The 17146-nt window shown below is 67.8% G+C and carries 15 protein-coding genes; 11 read left to right on the top strand and 4 right to left on the bottom strand.

Features of this window, described 5'->3' with window-relative positions; translation table 11 throughout:
* Positions 1-60 precede the first annotated feature (60 nt).
* Together ABD024_RS13015 and hda are read left to right on the top strand one after the other, a co-directional pair.
* The gene (locus ABD024_RS13015) at positions 61-1230 is read left to right on the top strand and encodes an AI-2E family transporter (protein ID WP_343853340.1); all 1170 of its coding nucleotides are present in this window, start codon (positions 61-63) and stop codon (positions 1228-1230) included.
* Positions 1227-1925 (top strand): DnaA regulatory inactivator Hda, encoded by a 699-nt coding sequence (hda, locus tag ABD024_RS13010; RefSeq protein ID WP_343853338.1) that lies wholly within the window; start codon positions 1227-1229, stop codon positions 1923-1925. Before ABD024_RS13015 ends, hda begins: the two co-directional genes overlap by 4 nt.
* 51 nt (positions 1926-1976) lie before the next feature.
* Here hda and ABD024_RS13005 read toward each other — a convergent pair whose 3' ends face one another.
* Entirely contained in the window at positions 1977-2780 is an 804-nt protein-coding gene (locus ABD024_RS13005) for an inositol monophosphatase family protein (RefSeq protein ID WP_343853336.1), read from the bottom strand.
* 116 nt (positions 2781-2896) lie between these two features.
* Between ABD024_RS13005 and ABD024_RS13000 the strand changes: the two genes are divergently transcribed.
* The gene (locus ABD024_RS13000) at positions 2897-3655 is read left to right on the top strand and encodes an RNA methyltransferase (protein ID WP_343853334.1); all 759 of its coding nucleotides are present in this window, start codon (positions 2897-2899) and stop codon (positions 3653-3655) included.
* Positions 3656-3768: 113 nt separating this feature from the next.
* Here the strand turns inward: ABD024_RS13000 and ABD024_RS12995 are convergent, their stop codons facing one another.
* Positions 3769-5091 carry a hemolysin family protein gene (locus ABD024_RS12995; protein WP_343853332.1) on the bottom strand — a complete coding sequence of 441 codons (1323 nt, stop codon included), beginning with the start codon at positions 5089-5091 and terminating at the stop codon, positions 3769-3771.
* Between the two features lie 145 nt (positions 5092-5236).
* Between ABD024_RS12995 and ABD024_RS12990 the strand changes: the two genes are divergently transcribed.
* A complete protein-coding gene (locus tag ABD024_RS12990; protein ID WP_343853330.1) occupies positions 5237-5866 on the top strand; it encodes a DUF47 domain-containing protein in 630 nt (209 codons plus the stop codon).
* 84 nt (positions 5867-5950) lie between these two features.
* Positions 5951-7063 (top strand): inorganic phosphate transporter, encoded by a 1113-nt coding sequence (locus ABD024_RS12985; protein WP_343853328.1) that lies wholly within the window; start codon positions 5951-5953, stop codon positions 7061-7063.
* On the opposite strand, the gene ABD024_RS12980 is transcribed toward ABD024_RS12985, so the two are convergent.
* Entirely contained in the window at positions 7060-7464 is a 405-nt protein-coding gene (locus ABD024_RS12980; RefSeq protein ID WP_343853326.1) for a hypothetical protein, read from the bottom strand. The two genes, ABD024_RS12985 and ABD024_RS12980, sit on opposite strands and share 4 nt — an antisense overlap.
* Before the next feature lie 68 nt (positions 7465-7532).
* Between ABD024_RS12980 and ABD024_RS12975 the strand changes: the two genes are divergently transcribed.
* From ABD024_RS12975 to ABD024_RS12950, 6 genes are all read left to right on the top strand, one after another.
* Positions 7533-7874 carry an MGMT family protein gene (locus tag ABD024_RS12975; RefSeq protein ID WP_343853324.1) on the top strand — a complete coding sequence of 114 codons (342 nt, stop codon included), beginning with the start codon at positions 7533-7535 and terminating at the stop codon, positions 7872-7874.
* A 74-nt stretch (positions 7875-7948) separates the two neighbouring features.
* Entirely contained in the window at positions 7949-9775 is a 1827-nt protein-coding gene (recQ, locus tag ABD024_RS12970; RefSeq protein ID WP_343853322.1) for a DNA helicase RecQ, read from the top strand.
* 306 nt (positions 9776-10081) lie between these two features.
* Positions 10082-11506 carry a sugar porter family MFS transporter gene (locus tag ABD024_RS12965; RefSeq protein WP_343853320.1) on the top strand — a complete coding sequence of 475 codons (1425 nt, stop codon included), beginning with the start codon at positions 10082-10084 and terminating at the stop codon, positions 11504-11506.
* A 147-nt stretch (positions 11507-11653) separates the two neighbouring features.
* Positions 11654-12676: a LacI family DNA-binding transcriptional regulator gene (locus ABD024_RS12960; RefSeq protein WP_343853318.1), complete on the top strand. Its 1023-nt coding sequence runs from the start codon at positions 11654-11656 to the stop codon at positions 12674-12676.
* A 95-nt stretch (positions 12677-12771) separates the two neighbouring features.
* The gene (locus ABD024_RS12955; RefSeq protein ID WP_343853316.1) at positions 12772-15645 is read left to right on the top strand and encodes a sensor domain-containing protein; all 2874 of its coding nucleotides are present in this window, start codon (positions 12772-12774) and stop codon (positions 15643-15645) included.
* Positions 15646-15841: 196 nt separating this feature from the next.
* Positions 15842-16636 (top strand): SDR family NAD(P)-dependent oxidoreductase, encoded by a 795-nt coding sequence (locus ABD024_RS12950; protein WP_343853314.1) that lies wholly within the window; start codon positions 15842-15844, stop codon positions 16634-16636.
* A 62-nt stretch (positions 16637-16698) separates the two neighbouring features.
* On the opposite strand, the gene ABD024_RS12945 is transcribed toward ABD024_RS12950, so the two are convergent.
* Entirely contained in the window at positions 16699-17121 is a 423-nt protein-coding gene (locus ABD024_RS12945; protein ID WP_343853312.1) for an ACT domain-containing protein, read from the bottom strand.
* Positions 17122-17146: the final 25 nt, after the last annotated feature.

Here is a 17146-nt window from a genome sequence, read left to right as displayed (position 1 = left end):
CACATCCCTGTGCGGACTATTCAAAATAACGCATAACCAATCCTGGTCGGGGTGTGCCGAGTGAATCAAGACAAGGACATCTCGCGTCGCTGGCAGATGTTTGCCATCACGGCGGTCATCGTTTACCTGATTTGGCTGCTGGCGCCGGTGCTGATGCCGTTCGCGGTGGCCGCCATGCTGGCCTACCTGGGTGACCCGCTGGCCGACCGGCTGGAACGGCTGGGGTTGAACCGGATGTGGGCGGCCACGATCGTCTTCGTGGTGATCATGGTGGCGGTGGTCGGCGTGCTGCTGCTGCTGATCCCGCTGATCGCGCGCCAGGTCGAGAATCTGGTCAGCAACCTGCCGCGCTACGGCGACTGGGCGCAGAACACCGTGTGGCCATGGCTGCAGGCGCGCCTGCATCTGGACCCGCACACCTTCGACAGCGACCGCCTGCTGACCGCGATCAAGGCGCACATCGGCTCGATCGGCGGCGTCGCCTCGGTGGTGCTGGGCAAGGTGTCGCGCGGCGGTCTCGGCATCGCGATGTGGCTGACCAACCTGGTGCTGATTCCGGTGGTGGCGTTCTACCTGCTGCGCGACTGGGATCGGCTGGTGGCGAAGATCGACGGCATGCTGCCGCGCTCGATCCAACCCACCATCGCCTACCTGGCGAGCGAGTCGGACAAGATCCTGGGCGCGTTCGTGCGCGGCCAACTGCTGGTGATGCTGGCGCTGGGCGTGTTCTACGGCGCCGGGCTCGGCGTGGTCGGGCTGACCGTGGGCCCGCTGATCGGCATGGTCGCCGGCCTGCTCAGCTTCGTTCCGTACCTGGGCTTCATCATCGGCTTCGTCGCCGCGATCATCGCCGCGCTGGTGCAGTACGGCGACTGGACTCACGTGCTGTTGGTCTGCGGCGTGTTCGTGATCGGCCAGTTGCTGGAAGGCTACGTGCTGGTACCCAAGCTGGTCGGCGACAAGATCGGCCTGCATCCGGTGGCGGTGATCTTCGCGGTGCTGGCCGGTGGCTACCTGTTCGGCTTCCTCGGCGTGCTGCTGGCCCTGCCGGCCGCGTCGGTGATCATGGTGCTGCTGCGTTACCTGATCGAGCGTTATCGCATGAGCGAGCTGTACAACGAAGCGGGGCCGGAAGACCCGGTGGTCGCCGAGGTGGAGGTCGCCGTGCATCGCGATGGCGCCGTCGAGGCCACGGTCGAACCGCCACGGGACGACCGGTCCGAGCCATGATCCCGCAGTTGCCGCTGGCCCTGCGTTGGCCGCGCCGCCAGCGCTTCGAATATTTTCACGCCGGTGCCAATGCCGCCGCGCTGGCCGCGGTGCAGGCGCTGGCGCTGCAACCCGATGCACCGTGGGTCTATCTGCACGGCGCCGGCGGCAGCGGCCGCAGCCACTTGCTGATGGCTGCCTGCCAGGCGGCCAGTGCAGCGGGACGGCGCGTGCAGTATCTGCCGCTGGCCACCTTGTCCGATCACGCCGCCGCCCTGCGCGGCGTCGCCGGCAGCGAACTGTTGGCGCTGGATGATCTCGGCGCCATCGCCGGCAACCGCGAGGCGGAGCACGCGCTGTTCGACCTCTACAACCGCGCCCGCGCCGAAGGCGACGCACTGTTGTTCGCCGCCGATGTCACGCCGACCCAGCTCGGCATCGAACTGCCCGACCTGCGCTCGCGCCTCGGCGCCTGCACCCAATTCGCACTCAAGCCACTCGACGACGACGAACGCCGCGCCGTGCTGAAGGAGCAGGCCGCCGCGCGCGGTATCGAACTGGACGACAGCGTGCTGGACTGGCTGTTCGCCCGCTATGCGCGCGATCTGGGCGCGCTGCTGGATCTGCTCGACAAACTGGATGCGGCCTCGCTGGCAGCGCAGCGGCGGATCACCATTCCGTTTCTGCGTGGCTTCTTGCGCGAAGCGACACCCTGAAACGAGGAAGGCGCCCGCAGGCGCCTTCCTTCATTTCGACCGGCGGACCACTTAAGCCTTGAGCAACCCCGGCGTCGCCTGCTGGCCGATCGCGTCGACCAGCGCCTTCGCCACGTTGAGGTTGCCTGCCACGATATTGCCGCTGGCGGGGATGCCGTCGCGGCCGGCGAAGTCGCAGTAGCGCCCGCCCGCTTCGTGCACCAGCAGCACGCCGGCGGCCATGTCCCACGGCTTCAGGCCGATCTCGAAGTAGCCGTCGTAGCGGCCGGCGGCGACGTAGGCCAGGTCGAGCGCGGCGGAGCCGGAGCGGCGGATGTCCTCGGCCTGGCCGAGGATGGCGCGGGTCATGTCCAGTTGCGATGCCAGGTGCTCGCGCTGGCGGAACGGGAAGCCGGTGGCGATCATCGCGCCGCCGAGATTCTCGCGCTTGCTCACGCGCATGCGGCGGTCGTTGAGGTACGCGCCGTCGCCCTTGCTGGCGGTGTACAGCTCGTCGCGTAGCGGATCGAACACCACGGCATGGATCGGCACGCCCTTTTCCAGCAGCGCGATCGACACGCAGAAATGCGGGATGCCGCGCAGGTAGTTGTGGGTGCCGTCCAGCGGGTCGATCACCCAGGTCAGCGGACCCTTGCCGGTCGCGCCGCTTTCCTCGGCGAGGATGGCGTGGTCGGGGTAGGCGCGGCGCAGTTCCTTGATGATTTCCGCCTCGGCCAGCTTGTCGACTTCGGAGACGAAGTCCATCTGCTGCTTCTCGACGATGTTGAGGCCGTCGATGCGGTTCATGTAGCGCAGGATCACATTGCCTGCAGAACGCGCGGCGCGCGCCGCGATCGTGACGTGTGGTCTGGCCATGGTTTCGACTTTGGAAGAGAGCGGGGTTGCGGCCGGCGATTCTAGCAGAGGCGGGCCTGAGCCGCCCCGTGTCCACTATCCTTGTCCGCCCCTGCCGCCAAAACGCCACTCCCCGCATGACCGATCTCCACGACCTCGCCGCCCATATCCGCTACGTGCTGGTGCGCACCTCGCACCCGGGCAATATCGGCAGTGCGGCGCGGGCGATCCGCACGATGGGCTTCACCCGGCTGGAGCTGGTCAGCCCGCATCGTTTCCCCGATCCGGAGGCGCATGCGCTCGCCGCCGGCGCGGACGACGTGCTGGCCAACGCCGGCATCCACACCGATCTGGTGGACGGCCTGGCCGGCAGCAGCCTGGCGCTGGGCCTGTCGGCGCGTCGGCGCGGGGTGAACCTGCCGGAGCTTTCACCGCGCGAGGCGGCGCAGCAGGTGCTGGCCGCGGCCGCTCGCGGCGAGCAGGTGGCGCTGGTGTTCGGCAACGAGCGCACCGGGCTGGAAAACGAGGAGCTGGCGCGCTGCCACGCCATGGTGCGGATTCCCAGCGTGGACGATTTCAGCTCGCTCAACCTGTCGCAGGCGGTGCAGGTGATGGCCTACGAGCTGCGCGTGGCGATGCTCGGCGACGCGCCGCCTGTCGCGCCGCCGGCGCACGACGAACCGCCCGCCGACGCAGCGCAGATGGAGCAGTTCTACCGCCATCTGGCGCAGACGCTGGACGACATCGACTTCCACAAGGGCCGCGAACCCACCACGATCATGTTGCGTCTGCGCAAGCTGTTCCAGCGTGCGCAGCCAGACGAGCGCGAGCTGCGCGTGCTGCACGGCATTCTCGCCGACGCGCAGCGGATGGCGGGGCTGGCCAGCGGCAAGTAACCCTCAGCGGCGCCGCATGCAGGAGCACACCTTGCCCACAAGGGACTTCCTTCGGTCGTGCGCGATGCTTCTCGAAGGGATGGCGACAGGAGCATCGCGCGCAGGGTGCGCCCCTACTGCTCGTCGTCCGACAGCTCCAGCGATGGCGCCGGCGTGACCAGCAGCTTGTCGATGCGCGCGCCGTCCAGGTCGACCACTTCGAAGCGGATGCCGTGCCAGGCGAACACCTCGCCGGTCTGCGGGATGTGGCCGAGGGCGGTCATCACCATGCCTGCGGCGGTGCGGTATTCGTGTTCCTCCTCGCCGGGCAGTTCGCCGATCTGCAGCAGTTCGCGCAGGTCGTCGGTGGACAGGCTGCCGTCGATCAGCCAGCTGCCGTCGGCGCGCTGCATGATCGGGCTGTCCTCGTTGCCGCCGCCGTGGCCGATCTGGCTGGCGCCGACCACGGCCGCCAGCAGGTCGTTGACGGTGACCACGCCTTCGATGTCGCCGTACTCGTCCACCACCAGCGCCAGCGGCGTCTCGGCGTCGCGGAATTCTTCCAGCAGGTCCAGCGCACGCGCGGTGGCCGGCACGAACAACGGCTTGGCCAGGTGGCCGAACAGCTCCGGGGTGCCCTCGGCGAAGCTGCGCAGCAGGCGCTTGACCTCGACCACCCCGACCACCTCGCTCTCGTCGCCGCGATATACCGGGTAGCACGAATACGGGGTCTCGCGCAGTACCTCGAAGTTCTCCTCGCGGGTCGCCGCGATGTCCAGCCAGGCGATGCGCATGCGCGGGGTCATCACGCTGTCGACCGTGCGGTCGCCCAGGCGCAGCACGCGGTTGACCATGTTGTGTTCGTCCGGGTCGAGCACGCCCTGTTCGGCGCTCTCGGCGACCAGCAGGCGGATCTCTTCCTCGGTGACCACGGCGCTGCCTTGCCGGGTGACCCGCAGCAGGCGCAGCAGCAGGTTGCTCGACGCGTTCAGCAGCCAAACGAACGGCGCGGTCAGCCGCGACAGCAGCAGCATCGGGATGGCCACGTACGATGACACCTTTTCCGGTGCCGCCAGCGCCAGCCGCTTGGGCACCAGTTCACCGATCACGATCTGGAGGAACGAGATCAGCGCGAAGCCGAACACGATGCCGATGATCCGCGAGTACGGCTGCAGCCACGCCAGATGCTCACCCTGCAGGGCATCGGCGATATGGCCGCCCAGCGCATCGCCGGCGACCGCGCCGGTGATCAGCATCACCAGGGTGATGCCGACCTGCACGGTGGACAGGAAGTGCTCCGGCGCTTCGGCATGACGCAGGGCCATTGCGGCCTTGCGACTGTTCCGGGCCATCTGCTTGAGGCGGCTCTTGCGCGAGACCACCAGCGCCATCTCCGACAAGGCGAAGAAGCCGTTGCACAGGGCCAGCACGAGGACGAGCGCGATTTCGGTCAGCATCGCGGCGGTAACGGGGGAGGGTGCATGGGTACAGTGTAAGGGCTGCGGGGCTTTCGCATCACCCCGGGAGAGCGGGGCATTGATGCAGAGCAGCACGACAGTCCTGTAACATTCCCGTCATCCCGTTCCCTCAGGCATGGCCAGCATGTTTTCATTGCAGACGATTTTCGGCAAAGGCGACAAGTTCTACGGACTGCTCGAACAGAGCGCCGCCACCGCCTCCGAAAGCGCCAAGGCCCTGCACGAATTGCTGACCCAGCCCGACAAGGGTCCGGTGATGGCCGCATTCACCGCCACCCGTGCGCGCGAGAAGGCGCTGGCCGCGCAGATCAGCGAGGAACTGGTGAACACCTTCGTCACCGCGCTCGACCGCGAGGACATCGAGGCGTTGAATTCGGCGCTGTACAAGATCCCCAAGACCATCGAGAAATTCGCCGAGCGCTACGAGATCGTGGCCGATCGCCTGGCCGGGGTGGATTTCGCCCAGCGCACGCTGGTGCTGCAGCGTTCCAGCGAGGTGGTTGCCGAGATGATCGGCGAGCTGCGCCGCGGCCTGCGCATTGACCCGGTGAAAAAGTTGCAGGACCGCCTGCAGGCGCTGGAATCGGAAGGCGACCGCATGCTGCTGGCGCCGTACCGCACGCTGTACATCGAAGGCGGCGACGTCATGCGGGCGATGCTGGCCAAGGACCTGTTCGAGCTGATCGAGAAGGCCATCGACAAGTGCCGCGACGTCGGCAACATCGTCTATTCGATCGTCCTGAAGAACTCCTGAGGCCACGCCCGTGACCCTGCGCATTCCGCACTGCCCGGCGGCGCCGGCACCGAGCGTCCGCCCGTCCATGGTCGGGGGCCGCGCATGAGCATCGTCATCGCGGTGGTGGTGATCGCGCTCGTCTTCACCTACATCAACGGTTTCCACGACACCGCCAACTCGATCGCCACGGTGGTGGCGACCAAGGTGCTTTCCCCCGGTCAGGCGGTGTTGCTGGCGGCGGGCACCAACCTGGCCGGCGCGTTCATGGGCACGGCGGTGGCCGCCACGATCGCCTCGGGGCTGATCAATGCCGGCGTGATCGACATGAGTTCGCAGTTGCTGATCTGCGCACTGCTGGCGGCGATCGTGTGGAACCTCATCACCTGGTGGCTGGGCCTGCCGTCGAGTTCCAGCCATGCGCTGATCGGTGCGCTGGTGGGCGCTGCGCTTGCCGCTTCGAACAACAATTTTGCTTCGGTGATCTGGGTCGAAGGCGGCTGGCTGAAGGGCCACGGCGTGATTCCCAAGGTGATCATCCCGATGGTGCTGTCGCCGGGGGCGGGCTTCATCATCAGCTTTTTCCTGATGGGCGCGCTGTACGCGCTGCTGGCCTGGTTTGCGAACAGGCACGGTTGGTCGCGCCGCTTCGGACGCACGCCGTTCGTCAACTCATTTTTTGGCAAGGCGCAGATCCTCTCGGCCAGCACGATGGGCGTGGCGCACGGCATGAACGATGCGCAGAAGAGCATGGGCATCATCGCGCTGGCGCTGGCCGGCGCCACCGCCACGCACCAGTTCGACCATCTGCCGGAATGGCTCGGTTTCCTGCGCATTGCCGAGAATCCCGCCGGCGGGTTTGCCATCCCGGTGTGGGTGAAGGTGGTCTCCGCGCTGACCATGGCCGCCGGTACTGCCGGCGGCGGCTGGCGCATCATCAAGACGCTCGGCCACAAGATGGTCAAGCTGCATCCGATCAACGGCTTCGCCGCGGAGACCAGTTCCGCGGCGGTCATCCTTGCCGCCTCGGCGTTCGGCATTCCGGTGTCGACCACCCACAACGTGTCCGCCTCGATCATGGGCGTGGGCGCGGCCAAGCGTTTCAGTTCGATCCGCTGGTCGGTGGTCGAGCGCATGGTATGGGCGTGGATCCTCACCCTGCCGATCACCGCGCTGCTGGCCTACGGGCTGGTGGTGCTGTTCCGGCTGGTGTTCTAGAGCGAGTCGCCGCCGATGGCGATGATCCGTTCCAGTTGGTCGCCGAGCACGCCCAGTTCGCGCACCACGCGCTGCAGTTCGGCGCGGTCGAGGAATTCGTAGGGGCGGTTTTCGCACAGATGCAGGTACGGTGAGCCATCCAGGTCGGCCACCGCGAGGAAGCCGGTGCGCTGCTGCCAGTTGAAGCGCAGGCAACGGATGGGATCGGTGCCGGCGAGCGGGCCGATCGGGGTGGAAACCCGCAGGTAGCGCAGCCCCGCCTCGTCCTCCAGCTCGGCCAGGTAGACGCCCTGATAGCGATCCGGCGACAACTTCAGGTCGAAGCTGATCAGGTAGGGATCGTTCTGGCGCAGCTCGTGCAGGCTGCCGATATAGGAACGCACGGCTTCGAAATGGCGCATGCAGCGGCTTCCGTCGGCGAGGGTCGGAAGCTACTCTGCCACGTATCCCCGCTAGCGTCGCGTGAACCATGAATGAGGCTGCTGCCCGTATCTACGCCGCCATTGCCGCGATTCCGTGCGGCCGCGTCGCCAGTTACGGCGCGATCGCGGCGCGTGCCGGGTTGCCGGGGCGCGCGCGGCTGGTCGGCCGGCTGCTCGGCGAGGTGCCCGACGGCATGGCATTGCCGTGGTATCGCGTGCTGCGCTCCAGCGGACACATCGCGATGCCACCGGGCAGCCGCGGTTTTCGCGAGCAATCCCGCTTGCTGCGTGGCGAAGGCGTCGAGGTGAAGAACGGCCGCGTGCCGTTGTCGCGGTTCGGCCTGGATGGCGATCTCGACCACGCGCTGTGGGGCATGCCGGACGCTTAGGTGGCAGCGCTGCCGACGAGTCGTCGCAGATATTTCCGGCGGCCGGGCCGGGTCGGTTTGTTACCATGTCACCGATGAAAGCCTCAGCCCTCGACCTGCTCCAAAGCGTTTTCGGTTACCCCAGTTTCCGCGGCCAGCAACAAGCCGTGGTCGACCACCTCGGCGAAGGCGGCGATGCGCTGGTGCTGATGCCGACCGGCGGCGGCAAGTCGCTGTGCTACCAGATTCCCGCGTTGCTGCGCCAGGGCACCGGCATCGTGGTGTCGCCGCTGATCGCGCTGATGCAGGACCAAGTCGACGCGCTGCGCGAGGCCGGCGTGGCCGCCGCCTATCTCAACTCCAGCCTCGGCGGCGAGCAGCAGCGCGAGGTCGAGCGCCAGCTGCTGGCCGGTGAGCTGAACCTGCTTTACGTGGCGCCGGAGCGCCTGCTCACCCCGCGCTTCCTCGGCCAGCTCGAACGCACCGAGGTGGCACTGTTCGCGATCGACGAGGCGCACTGCGTGTCGCAGTGGGGCCACGATTTCCGCCCCGAGTACCGCGAGCTGGCGATCCTGCACCAGCGCTTCCCGACCGTGCCGCGCATCGCGCTCACCGCCACCGCCGACCAGCGAACACGCGACGAAATCGTCGAGCGGCTGTCGCTGCAGAATGCGCGAAAATTCGTCGCCAGCTTCGACCGCCCGAACATCGGCTACCGGGTCGGCCTGCGCCACAACGCCAAGCGCCAGCTCGGCGAATTCCTGCAGGGCCACCAGGGCGAGTCCGGCATCGTGTACTGCCTCAGCCGGCGCAAGGTGGACGACACCGCCGAATGGCTGGCCGGCATGGGGATCGAGGCGCTGCCGTACCACGCCGGCCTGGACGCGGCGACCCGCGCGAAGAACCAGCAGCGCTTCCTGCGCGAAGACGGCGTGGTGATGGTCGCCACGGTCGCGTTCGGCATGGGCATCGACAAGCCGGACGTGCGCTTCGTGGCGCACCTGGACCTGCCGCGCAGCATCGAGGGTTACTACCAGGAGACCGGCCGCGCCGGCCGCGATGGCCTGCCGGCCGAGGCGTGGATGATCTACGGCCTGTCCGACGTGGTCACCATGAGCCAGATGATCGCGCAGTCCGAATCGGCCGACGAACGCAAGCGGGTGGAACGACAGAAACTGGAATCGCTGCTGGCCTACGCCGAGGCCACCGGTTGCCGCCGCCAGCTGTTGCTGGGCACGTTCGGCGAAAGCTATCCCGGCCCCTGCGGCCATTGCGACAACTGCATCGCGCCGCCGAAGACCTGGGACGCCACGGTGCCGGCGCAGAAGGCGTTGTCGGCGGTGTACCGCACCGGCCAGCGCTTCGGCTCCGGCCACGTGATCGACGTGCTGCGCGGCGAGGAGACCGAGCGCGTGCTCAGCCTCGACCATCATCGGCTCAGCACCTTCGGCATTGGTGCCGAGATGGACGAGAAGCAATGGCGCTCGGTGTTTCGTCAGCTGCTCGCCGCCGGTCTGCTTGAGGCGGACGCCGAAGGCTACGGCACCCTTCGCCTCACCGCCGCCAGCCGCAGCGTACTCAGCGGCGGCAAACCGGTGAAACTGCGCGAGGACGCGCGGCCCGAACGCGCCAGCCGGCGCCGGCGCGACAGCAAGCCGGCCACCGGCGGCGGCAGCCTCGGCATCGAGGCCTACGAGCAGGAACTGTGGGATGCGCTGCGCGCGCTGCGCACGCTGCGCACGCAGCTGGCGAAGCAGCAGGGCGTGCCGCCGTACGTGGTGTTCCACGACGCCACCTTGCTGGCAATGCTGCGCGCCATGCCGGCCAACGAAGACGAGCTGGCCACCATCAGCGGCGTCGGCGAAGCCAAGCTCAAGCGCTACGGCAGCGATTTCCTCGCGGTGATCAACGCGCCGGCATAGGCCGTTGCTCCGCTTACCTGCCGAGCCCCAGTCCCAGTCCCAATCCAGCCCCAGCCCCAGCCCCGTTCCCGTTTCCGTTCACCCTGAGCGTAGGCCCGCAGGGCCGAAGTCGAAGGGCCGCGTCCCCCCAAGCTGCGCGGCCCTTCGACTTCGCTTCGCTACGCTCAGGGTGAACGGGGTGGGGTGAAGGGTGTTCGTTCTGTCAAAGGCTAGTGCTGAAGTGCTGCATACGTATTCAGCCAGACACGGCAACGGTCGCAGTGCAGACTCGGGCGCATCTTGATGCCATGACGTTGGGGAGACGCGATGAGCACGATGGAGATGACGGGCGACGGCTTGGGCCAGCGTGCCACCGCACGGGTAGTGCTGATTTCGGCGGCGGCGGCGCTGGGCGGCTTCCTGTTCGGCTTCGATACGGCGGTGATCAACGGCGCGGTCGATGCAGTGCGCGGCGGCTTCGCGCTCGACGCTGCACAGACCGGCTTCGCGGTGTCCTGTGCACTGCTCGGTTCGGCGCTGGGCGCGTGGTATGCCGGCATGTTGGCGAACCGTTTCGGACGCGTGCGCACGATGCAGGTGGCGGCGGTGCTGCTGGTCGCCAGTGCGCTGGGTTCGGGGCTGGTGACCGCGGTGTGGGATCTGATCCTGTGGCGGCTGGTCGGCGGCATCGGCGTGGGCGTGGCCTCGGTGATCGCGCCCACCTACATCGCCGAGGTCTCGCCCGCGCACATCCGCGGCCGGCTCGGCTCGATGCAGCAGCTGGCGATCGTGCTGGGCATCTTCGCCGCGCTGCTCAGTGATGCGTGGCTGGCCGGCGTGGCCGGCGGAGCGGCGCAGCCATTGTGGTTCGGGCTGGCCGCGTGGCGCTGGATGTTTCTGGTGGCAACGCTGCCGGCGCTGGTCTACGGCACCCTGGTGCTGGGCGTGCCGGAATCGCCGCGGCACCTGGTCGCCAAGGGCCGCATCGACGAGGCCCGCGTGGTGCTGCGCAAGGTGCTGAACATGCACAGCGAGGCGGCGCTGGACAGCAAGCTGCGCGACATCGAGGACAGCCTGCGCTCGGAGCACAAGCCGCGCCTGCGCGACCTGTGCGGCAAGACGGCCGGGCTGCTGCCGGTGGTGTGGATCGGCATCCTGCTGTCGGTGTTCCAGCAGTTCGTGGGCATCAACGTGATCTTCTACTACTCGTCCACGCTGTGGCATTCGGTGGGCTTCAGCGAGGCCGACTCGTTCACCATCACGGTGGTCACCTCGATCGTCAACGTGCTGGTGACCCTGGTGGCGATCGCGCTGGTCGACAAGGTCGGGCGCAAGCCGCTGCTGGTGATCGGCTCGGCCGGCATGGCGATCACCCTGGGGCTGATGGCGTGGTGCTTCTCGCAGGCCACCGGCAGCGGCGCCACGCTGAGCCTGCCCGGCGCCACCGGCGTGGTGGCGCTGGTCGCGGCAAACGCCTATGTGGTGTTCTTCGGGGTGAGCTGGGGCCCGGTGGTGTGGGTACTGCTGGGCGAGATGTTCCCGAACCGGATCCGCGCCACCGCGCTGGCGGTGGCCGCGGCGGCGCAGTGGCTGGCGAACTTCGCGATCACCAGCACGTTCCCGGCGCTGGCCGAGCTGGGTCTCAGCTTTGCCTACGGCCTGTACGCCGGCTTCGCGCTGCTGTCGCTGCTGTTCGTGCTGGCCGGCGTGCGCGAGACCAAGGGCATCGAGCTGGAGGACATGCGCGCATGAGGATCATCCATCCGCCAGCGTCCGTGGCGACCTGCACCTGCCTCGGCCGGCGCCAGGCGGTATACGACAAGCGGCGCGCAAACCGGCTAGGATTCGGGACGGACGGCGTTGCGCCGTCGCGGCAAGAGCTTGCGGATTGCGCTGCGGATGAAGGCAAAAGCCACCTCGATCGACATTGCCCACCTGACCGGGGTATCCCAGGCCACGGTATCGCGCGCGCTGCGCGGCAGCCCGCTGGTCAATGAGGAAACCCGGCGACGCATCCAGGCCGCCGCCGAGCAGCTCAACTACAAGGTCGACAAGAACGCCTCCAACCTGCGCCGGATGCACACCGGCACGCTGGCGTTGCTGTTCTTCGAGGACCCCACCGCCGACGAGTCGCACATCAACCCGTTCTTCCTGTCGATGCTGGGCTCGATCACCCGCGCCTGCGCGCTGCAGGGCTACGACCTGCTGATCTCGTTCCAGCAGTTCTCGCACGACTGGCACGCCGACTTCGCCGACAGCAAGAAGGCCGACGGCCTGATCCTGCTCGGCTACGGCGACTACCTGGCCTACCGCGACAAGCTGGAAAAGCTGGTCGCCCAGGGCACCCGCTTCGTGCGCTGGGGTGCGGTGCTGCCGGACCAGCCCGGCGTGTCGATCGGCTGCGACAACTTCCGCGGTGGCCAGGCGGTGGCCGAACATCTGCTGGAACGCGGCTGCCGCCGCATCGCCTTCCTCGGCGACGCGTCCACCCACTACCCGGAATTCTTCGGGCGCTATCGCGGCTACGTCGATGCCCTGCAGCAGGCCGGGGTGACGGTGGACCCGGCGCTGCAGGAAAACGCCGAGAGCACCGAGCGCTCCGGTTACGAGGCGATGCGCAGCCTGATCCTGCGCGAGGCCGGCTTCGATGCGGTGTTTGCCGCCAGCGACCTGATCGCGATCGGCGCCATGCGCGCGCTCAGCGACCACGGCCTGCGCGTGCCGCAGGACGTGGCACTGGCCGGCTTCGACGACATCGCCATGGCCAGCTTCATCAACCCGCCGCTGACCACCGTGCTGCAGGACACCCGCCAGGCCGGCGAGGTGCTGGTCGACAGCCTGCTCGCGCTGATTCGTGGCGAGCCGGTGGGAAGCGAAGTGCTGCCGGTGAAGCTGATGGTGCGCCGGTCGAGCCTGCGCTGACCGCGCCTGGATGGCCGTCGTTGCGGTGCGCGTGCGTGATCACTTAACCTGCGCTCGCTGTCCGGATTCCTTCGCATGACAGGATCGAACGCGCCATGGAACGCACTCCGTCGGAGCTGGAATTTCATCAGGTGTTCGAGCGCATCACCGATGCCTACGTGGCACTGGATCGGGACTGGCGCTACACTTGGCTCAACGCGAAGGCCTGCGATTTTTTCGGGCGCCGCGCGGAGGACCTGATCGGCCGGCACATCTGGACGGAGTTCCCGGAAGGCGTCGATCAGCCGTTCCAGCGTGCCTACGAACAGGCGATGGCCGAGCAGCGGCCGCTGCAGATCGAGGCGTTCTATCCGCCCTACAACCGCTGGTTCGAAAACCGCATCTATCCGTCGGCAAACGGGTTGACGATCTACTTCCTCGACATCACCGAGCGCAAGCAGGCCGAGCAGGAACTGCTGCAGCACCAGCGCATGCTGGCGCAGGCGCAGCAGGTGGCGCACATCGGCAGCTGGGAGTGGGACCTTGCCGGTAATCGGGTGACCTGGTCGGCGGAGCTGTACCGCATCTATGGCGTGACGCCGGCGCAACACGCGGCCACGTTCGAGGCTTACCTGGAGCTGGTCCATCCGCAGGATCGCCAGCGCGTGCAGCAGGCGATCGAACAGGCCGCCGAGGATCACCAGCCGTTCGAGTTCGAGGAGCGCATCGTACGCGCGGATGGCTCGATACGCACCGTGTTCAGCCGCGGCACCGTGGATATCGACCAGGCCGGCCGTGCGATCCGCATGATGGGTGCCTGCCAGGACATCACCGAGCGCAAGCGTGCCGAACAACTGGAGGCCGGCCAGCACGAGATCCTGGCCGGCATTGCGGCGCAGCGTCCGCTGGCGCAGAGCCTCGAACAGATCGCGCACCTGCACGAGATGATGAACCCCGGCGCGCTGTGCTCGCTGCTGTTGCTGGACGAGTCCGGCCGGCACGTGCTGCGCGGCGCCGCCCCGAGTCTGCCCGAGGCATACAACGAGTCCATGCACGGACTGGAAATCGGCGAGGCACATGGTTCCTGCGGCACGGCCGCGTGGCGGCGCGAGCGCGTGGTGGTGGCCGACATCGCCAGCCATCCGTACTGGGAAAACTACAAGTCGCTGGCGCTGGCGCATGGGTTGAAGGCCTGCTGGTCCACCCCGGTATTCGGCAGCGGTGGCCAGGTGCTGGGTACCTTCGCGGTGTATTTTCGCGAGGTGCGCGAGCCGCGCCCGGAGGAGCTGCACAGCATCGACCGCATGCTGCCGATCGCCGGCATCGCGATCGAGAGCGAGCAATTGACCGATCGCCTGCGCGAGCGCAACCGTTTCTTCGAGATGTCGCTGGAGATCTTCTGCATCCTCGATCCGCAGGCGCAACGACTGGTGCAGTTCAATCCGTCGCTGCCACGCGTCACCGGTTACGGCGTCGATGAGCTGAAGTCGAGAAGCTACCGTGAGTTCCTGCGCGTGGAAGGCGACGAGGCCGGGGCGGACCCGATGCTGCAACGGGATGCAGCCGGGCAGCGGGTGTTCGACTTCGTCAACCGCTGTGTCTGCCTCGATGGTAGCGAGCGGCTGCTGGAGTGGGTGTCATTCGCCGCGCCCGACGGGCTGGTCTACGCGGTCGCGCGCGACATCACCGAGCGCCGCCAGGTCGAGGCGGAGCTGGCTTATGCCTCCAGCCACGACCCGGTCACCGGCCTGCCGCACCACCTGCTGCTCGAGCGCGCGCTGGCGGCGATGCTGCAGGATGCGGCGACGCCGGCCTGGGTGCTGGTGGTCGGGCTGGACCGCTTCCAGCTGGTGAATGCATCGGTCGGCCATCTGACCGGCGACGACGTGCTGCAGCGGCTGGCCGTGCGCCTGCAGGGCGCGCTCGGTGGGCAAGGCCGGATCGCCCGTTTCGCCGGCGACGAGTTCGTGGTGGTGGCCGCCGGATTGTCCTCGTCTGCCGCGCTGGAACTGGCCGAACGCCTGCGCGCCGCGGTGGCCGAGCCGGTCGAGGGTCACGACTACCGGCTGCTGTTGACCGCCAGCGTGGGCATCAGCCATTCGCCCGAGCACGGCAGCGATCCGAAGAACCTGCTGCGCCGTGCCGAGACCGCGATGAGCCAGGCCAAGCAGGAAGGGCGCGACCGCGTCGCCGAATTCTCGATCACCCAGATGCAGAATCTGGAAGACCGCCTGCAGCTCGGCAACCACCTGCGCGACGCGGTCCGGCACGGCGAGCTGGAGCTCCACTACCAGCCGCAGCACCGCGCCGCCGACCGGCGGATGACCGGCTTCGAGGCCTTGCTGCGCTGGAACAGCCGCCAGCTCGGCCAGGTGTCGCCGGGCCGCTTCATCCCGATCGCCGAGGCGCTGGGCCTGATGCCCGAGATCGGCGAGTGGGTGCTCGATGCCGCCTGCCGGCAACTGCGCGTCTGGCTCGACCGCGGCCATCGCGACTTCACCGTCGCAGTGAACGTCTCGGCGCAACAACTGCAGCGTCACGGCCTGGTCACGCAGGTCGGCGCGGCGCTGCAACGGTACGACGTGCCGCCGGCGATGCTGGACATCGAGATCACCGAAAGCTCGTTCATGGAAAACGTGTGGCGCGTGCAGCGCACGCTGGCCGAGCTGAAGGCGCTGGGCATCAAGCTGTCGCTGGACGACTTTGGCACCGGTTATTCCAGCCTGGCCTATTTGAAGCAGTTCCCGATCGACAAGCTGAAGATCGACCAGGCTTTCGTGCGGGGCCTGCCGACCGACACGGCCGACGCAGCGATCGTGCGCACCATCATCGCGATGGCGCACGAATTGCAGATGCGCGTGGCGGCCGAAGGCGTGGAGAGCCAGGCGCAGGCGGACTTCCTCGCCGGCGCGGGCTGCGACGAGTTGCAGGGCAACCATCTTGGCCCGGCCATGCGTGTGCCGCAGGCCGAAGGGCGCTTCAGCCCCTAGCGAGTCAGGCAGCCACCGGCCTGGTGCGCGGCCTTCGTGTCGCTGCGCCACGCCATGTGGAGCGTGTTCGGTTCACGCGGGTCGGCCCGCCGCTGCCGGGTGACGCCGACTTCATCGCCGGGCAGGCATCATTCGGCGAAACGATGACGGCGTAACCTGTACGAATGCCCGTCCCCATTCCCCGTTGGAGAACCCCATGCATATCGACCTGAGCAAACGCCACGCCATCGTCACCGGTTCCACCGCCGGCATCGGCCTGGCGATTGCGCGTGGTCTGGCCGCGGCAGGCGCGCAAGTGGTCGTCACCGGGCGCACGCAGGCACGCGTGGATGAAGCGATCGCCGGCATCGCCGGGCAAGTCGGTGGCGCGCGCCTGAGCGGTGTCGCTGGCGACCTTGGCACGCGCGAAGGGGCGGAAAAGCTGGTCGCCGCGGTGCCGCGGACCGATATTCTGGTCAACAACCTCGGCATCTTCGAGCCGAAGGCGTTCTTCGACATTCCCGACGAGGACTGGCTGCATTTCTTCGAGGTCAACGTGATGAGCGGAGTGCGGCTGGCACGGCATTACGCGCAGGGCATGGCGCAGCGCGGCTGGGGGCGCGTGCAGTTCGTCTCCAGCGAGTCGGCGGTGCAGATTCCCGCCGAGATGGTGCACTACGGCGTGACCAAGACTGCGCAATTGGCGGTGTCGCGCGGGCTGGCCGAATCGCTGGCCGGCACCGGCGTCACGGTCAATGCGATCCTGCCGGGGCGGACGCGTTCGGAAGGCGTCGGCGACTTCTTCGGAAAGATCGCGGCGGAGCAGGGCGTGCCGCTGGAGCAGGTCGAGCGCGACTTCATCGCCACGCATCGACCGTCGTCGCTGATCAAACGGCTGGCCACGGTCGACGAAGTGGCCAGTCTTGCGGTCTATCTTGCTTCGGAGCAGGCCTCGGCGACCACCGGCGCAGCGATGCGCGTGGATGGCGGGGTGGTGCGCTCGGTGGTCTGACCTTTCGCGAAGCGCCTTACCCCTCACGAACTCCCTCGCGCGCAGGCGAGGTGGTGTCCAGGTCAGGCCGCGCCGGGATCCAAACCGGCATGTTCCTGCAGCGTGCGCAGGATGGCGATCGCCTGGCTGGCCGACGCGACGGGCACGAAGAGGTGGTCGTGATACGCGGCCGCGACGACGTTGCAACTGATGCCTGCCGCGGCCAGCGCAGTCGCGACGGCGGCGGTCAGGCCGACCGCCTGCAGGTCGGAGTGCACGGTCAAGGTGATCCACGCAGCGCGAAACAGGATCGGAAGCCCCGCGTCACTGGCCTGCCCTTCCTCGACGATCAGCGTGAGCCCCTCGTTCTCGCGGAACGTGGCGATCGGTTCGACCCGATCCGGCACGCTGCCCCCGGGCAGCGAGACGAACGCATACACACCGCAGTTCAACACGGGGTGCATCGAGTGCAGCAGCTCGGCGAGGTTCGAAACGGCCTTGCTCATGGCGGCTGATCCTTGAACCGGGCAT

This window comes from Rhodanobacter soli, from assembly GCF_039523495.1.
GTDB classification, from domain to species: Bacteria; Pseudomonadota; Gammaproteobacteria; order Xanthomonadales; family Rhodanobacteraceae; genus Rhodanobacter; species Rhodanobacter soli.
Note: the sequence above shows the minus strand (reverse complement) of the source record. Positions and strands in the feature narration are given on the sequence as shown.

Bases quoted from the DNA above. Each gene is read 5' to 3' on its own strand.
- hda (WP_343853338.1), top strand. From the start codon at position 1,227: ATGATCCCGCAGTTGCCGCTGGCCCTGCGTTGGCCGCGCCGCCAGCGC.
- ABD024_RS13005 (WP_343853336.1), bottom strand. From the start codon at position 2,780: ATGGCCAGACCACACGTCACGATCGCGGCGCGCGCCGCGCGTTCTGCA.
- ABD024_RS13000 (WP_343853334.1), top strand. From the start codon at position 2,897: ATGACCGATCTCCACGACCTCGCCGCCCATATCCGCTACGTGCTGGTG.
- ABD024_RS12995 (WP_343853332.1), bottom strand. From the start codon at position 5,091: ATGCTGACCGAAATCGCGCTCGTCCTCGTGCTGGCCCTGTGCAACGGC.
- ABD024_RS12990 (WP_343853330.1), top strand. From the start codon at position 5,237: ATGTTTTCATTGCAGACGATTTTCGGCAAAGGCGACAAGTTCTACGGA.
- ABD024_RS12985 (WP_343853328.1), top strand. From the start codon at position 5,951: ATGAGCATCGTCATCGCGGTGGTGGTGATCGCGCTCGTCTTCACCTAC.
- ABD024_RS12980 (WP_343853326.1), bottom strand. From the start codon at position 7,464: ATGCGCCATTTCGAAGCCGTGCGTTCCTATATCGGCAGCCTGCACGAG.
- ABD024_RS12975 (WP_343853324.1), top strand. From the start codon at position 7,533: ATGAATGAGGCTGCTGCCCGTATCTACGCCGCCATTGCCGCGATTCCG.
- recQ (WP_343853322.1), top strand. From the start codon at position 7,949: ATGAAAGCCTCAGCCCTCGACCTGCTCCAAAGCGTTTTCGGTTACCCC.
- ABD024_RS12965 (WP_343853320.1), top strand. From the start codon at position 10,082: ATGAGCACGATGGAGATGACGGGCGACGGCTTGGGCCAGCGTGCCACC.
- ABD024_RS12960 (WP_343853318.1), top strand. From the start codon at position 11,654: ATGAAGGCAAAAGCCACCTCGATCGACATTGCCCACCTGACCGGGGTA.
- ABD024_RS12955 (WP_343853316.1), top strand. From the start codon at position 12,772: ATGGAACGCACTCCGTCGGAGCTGGAATTTCATCAGGTGTTCGAGCGC.
- ABD024_RS12950 (WP_343853314.1), top strand. From the start codon at position 15,842: ATGCATATCGACCTGAGCAAACGCCACGCCATCGTCACCGGTTCCACC.
- ABD024_RS12945 (WP_343853312.1), bottom strand. From the start codon at position 17,121: ATGAGCAAGGCCGTTTCGAACCTCGCCGAGCTGCTGCACTCGATGCAC.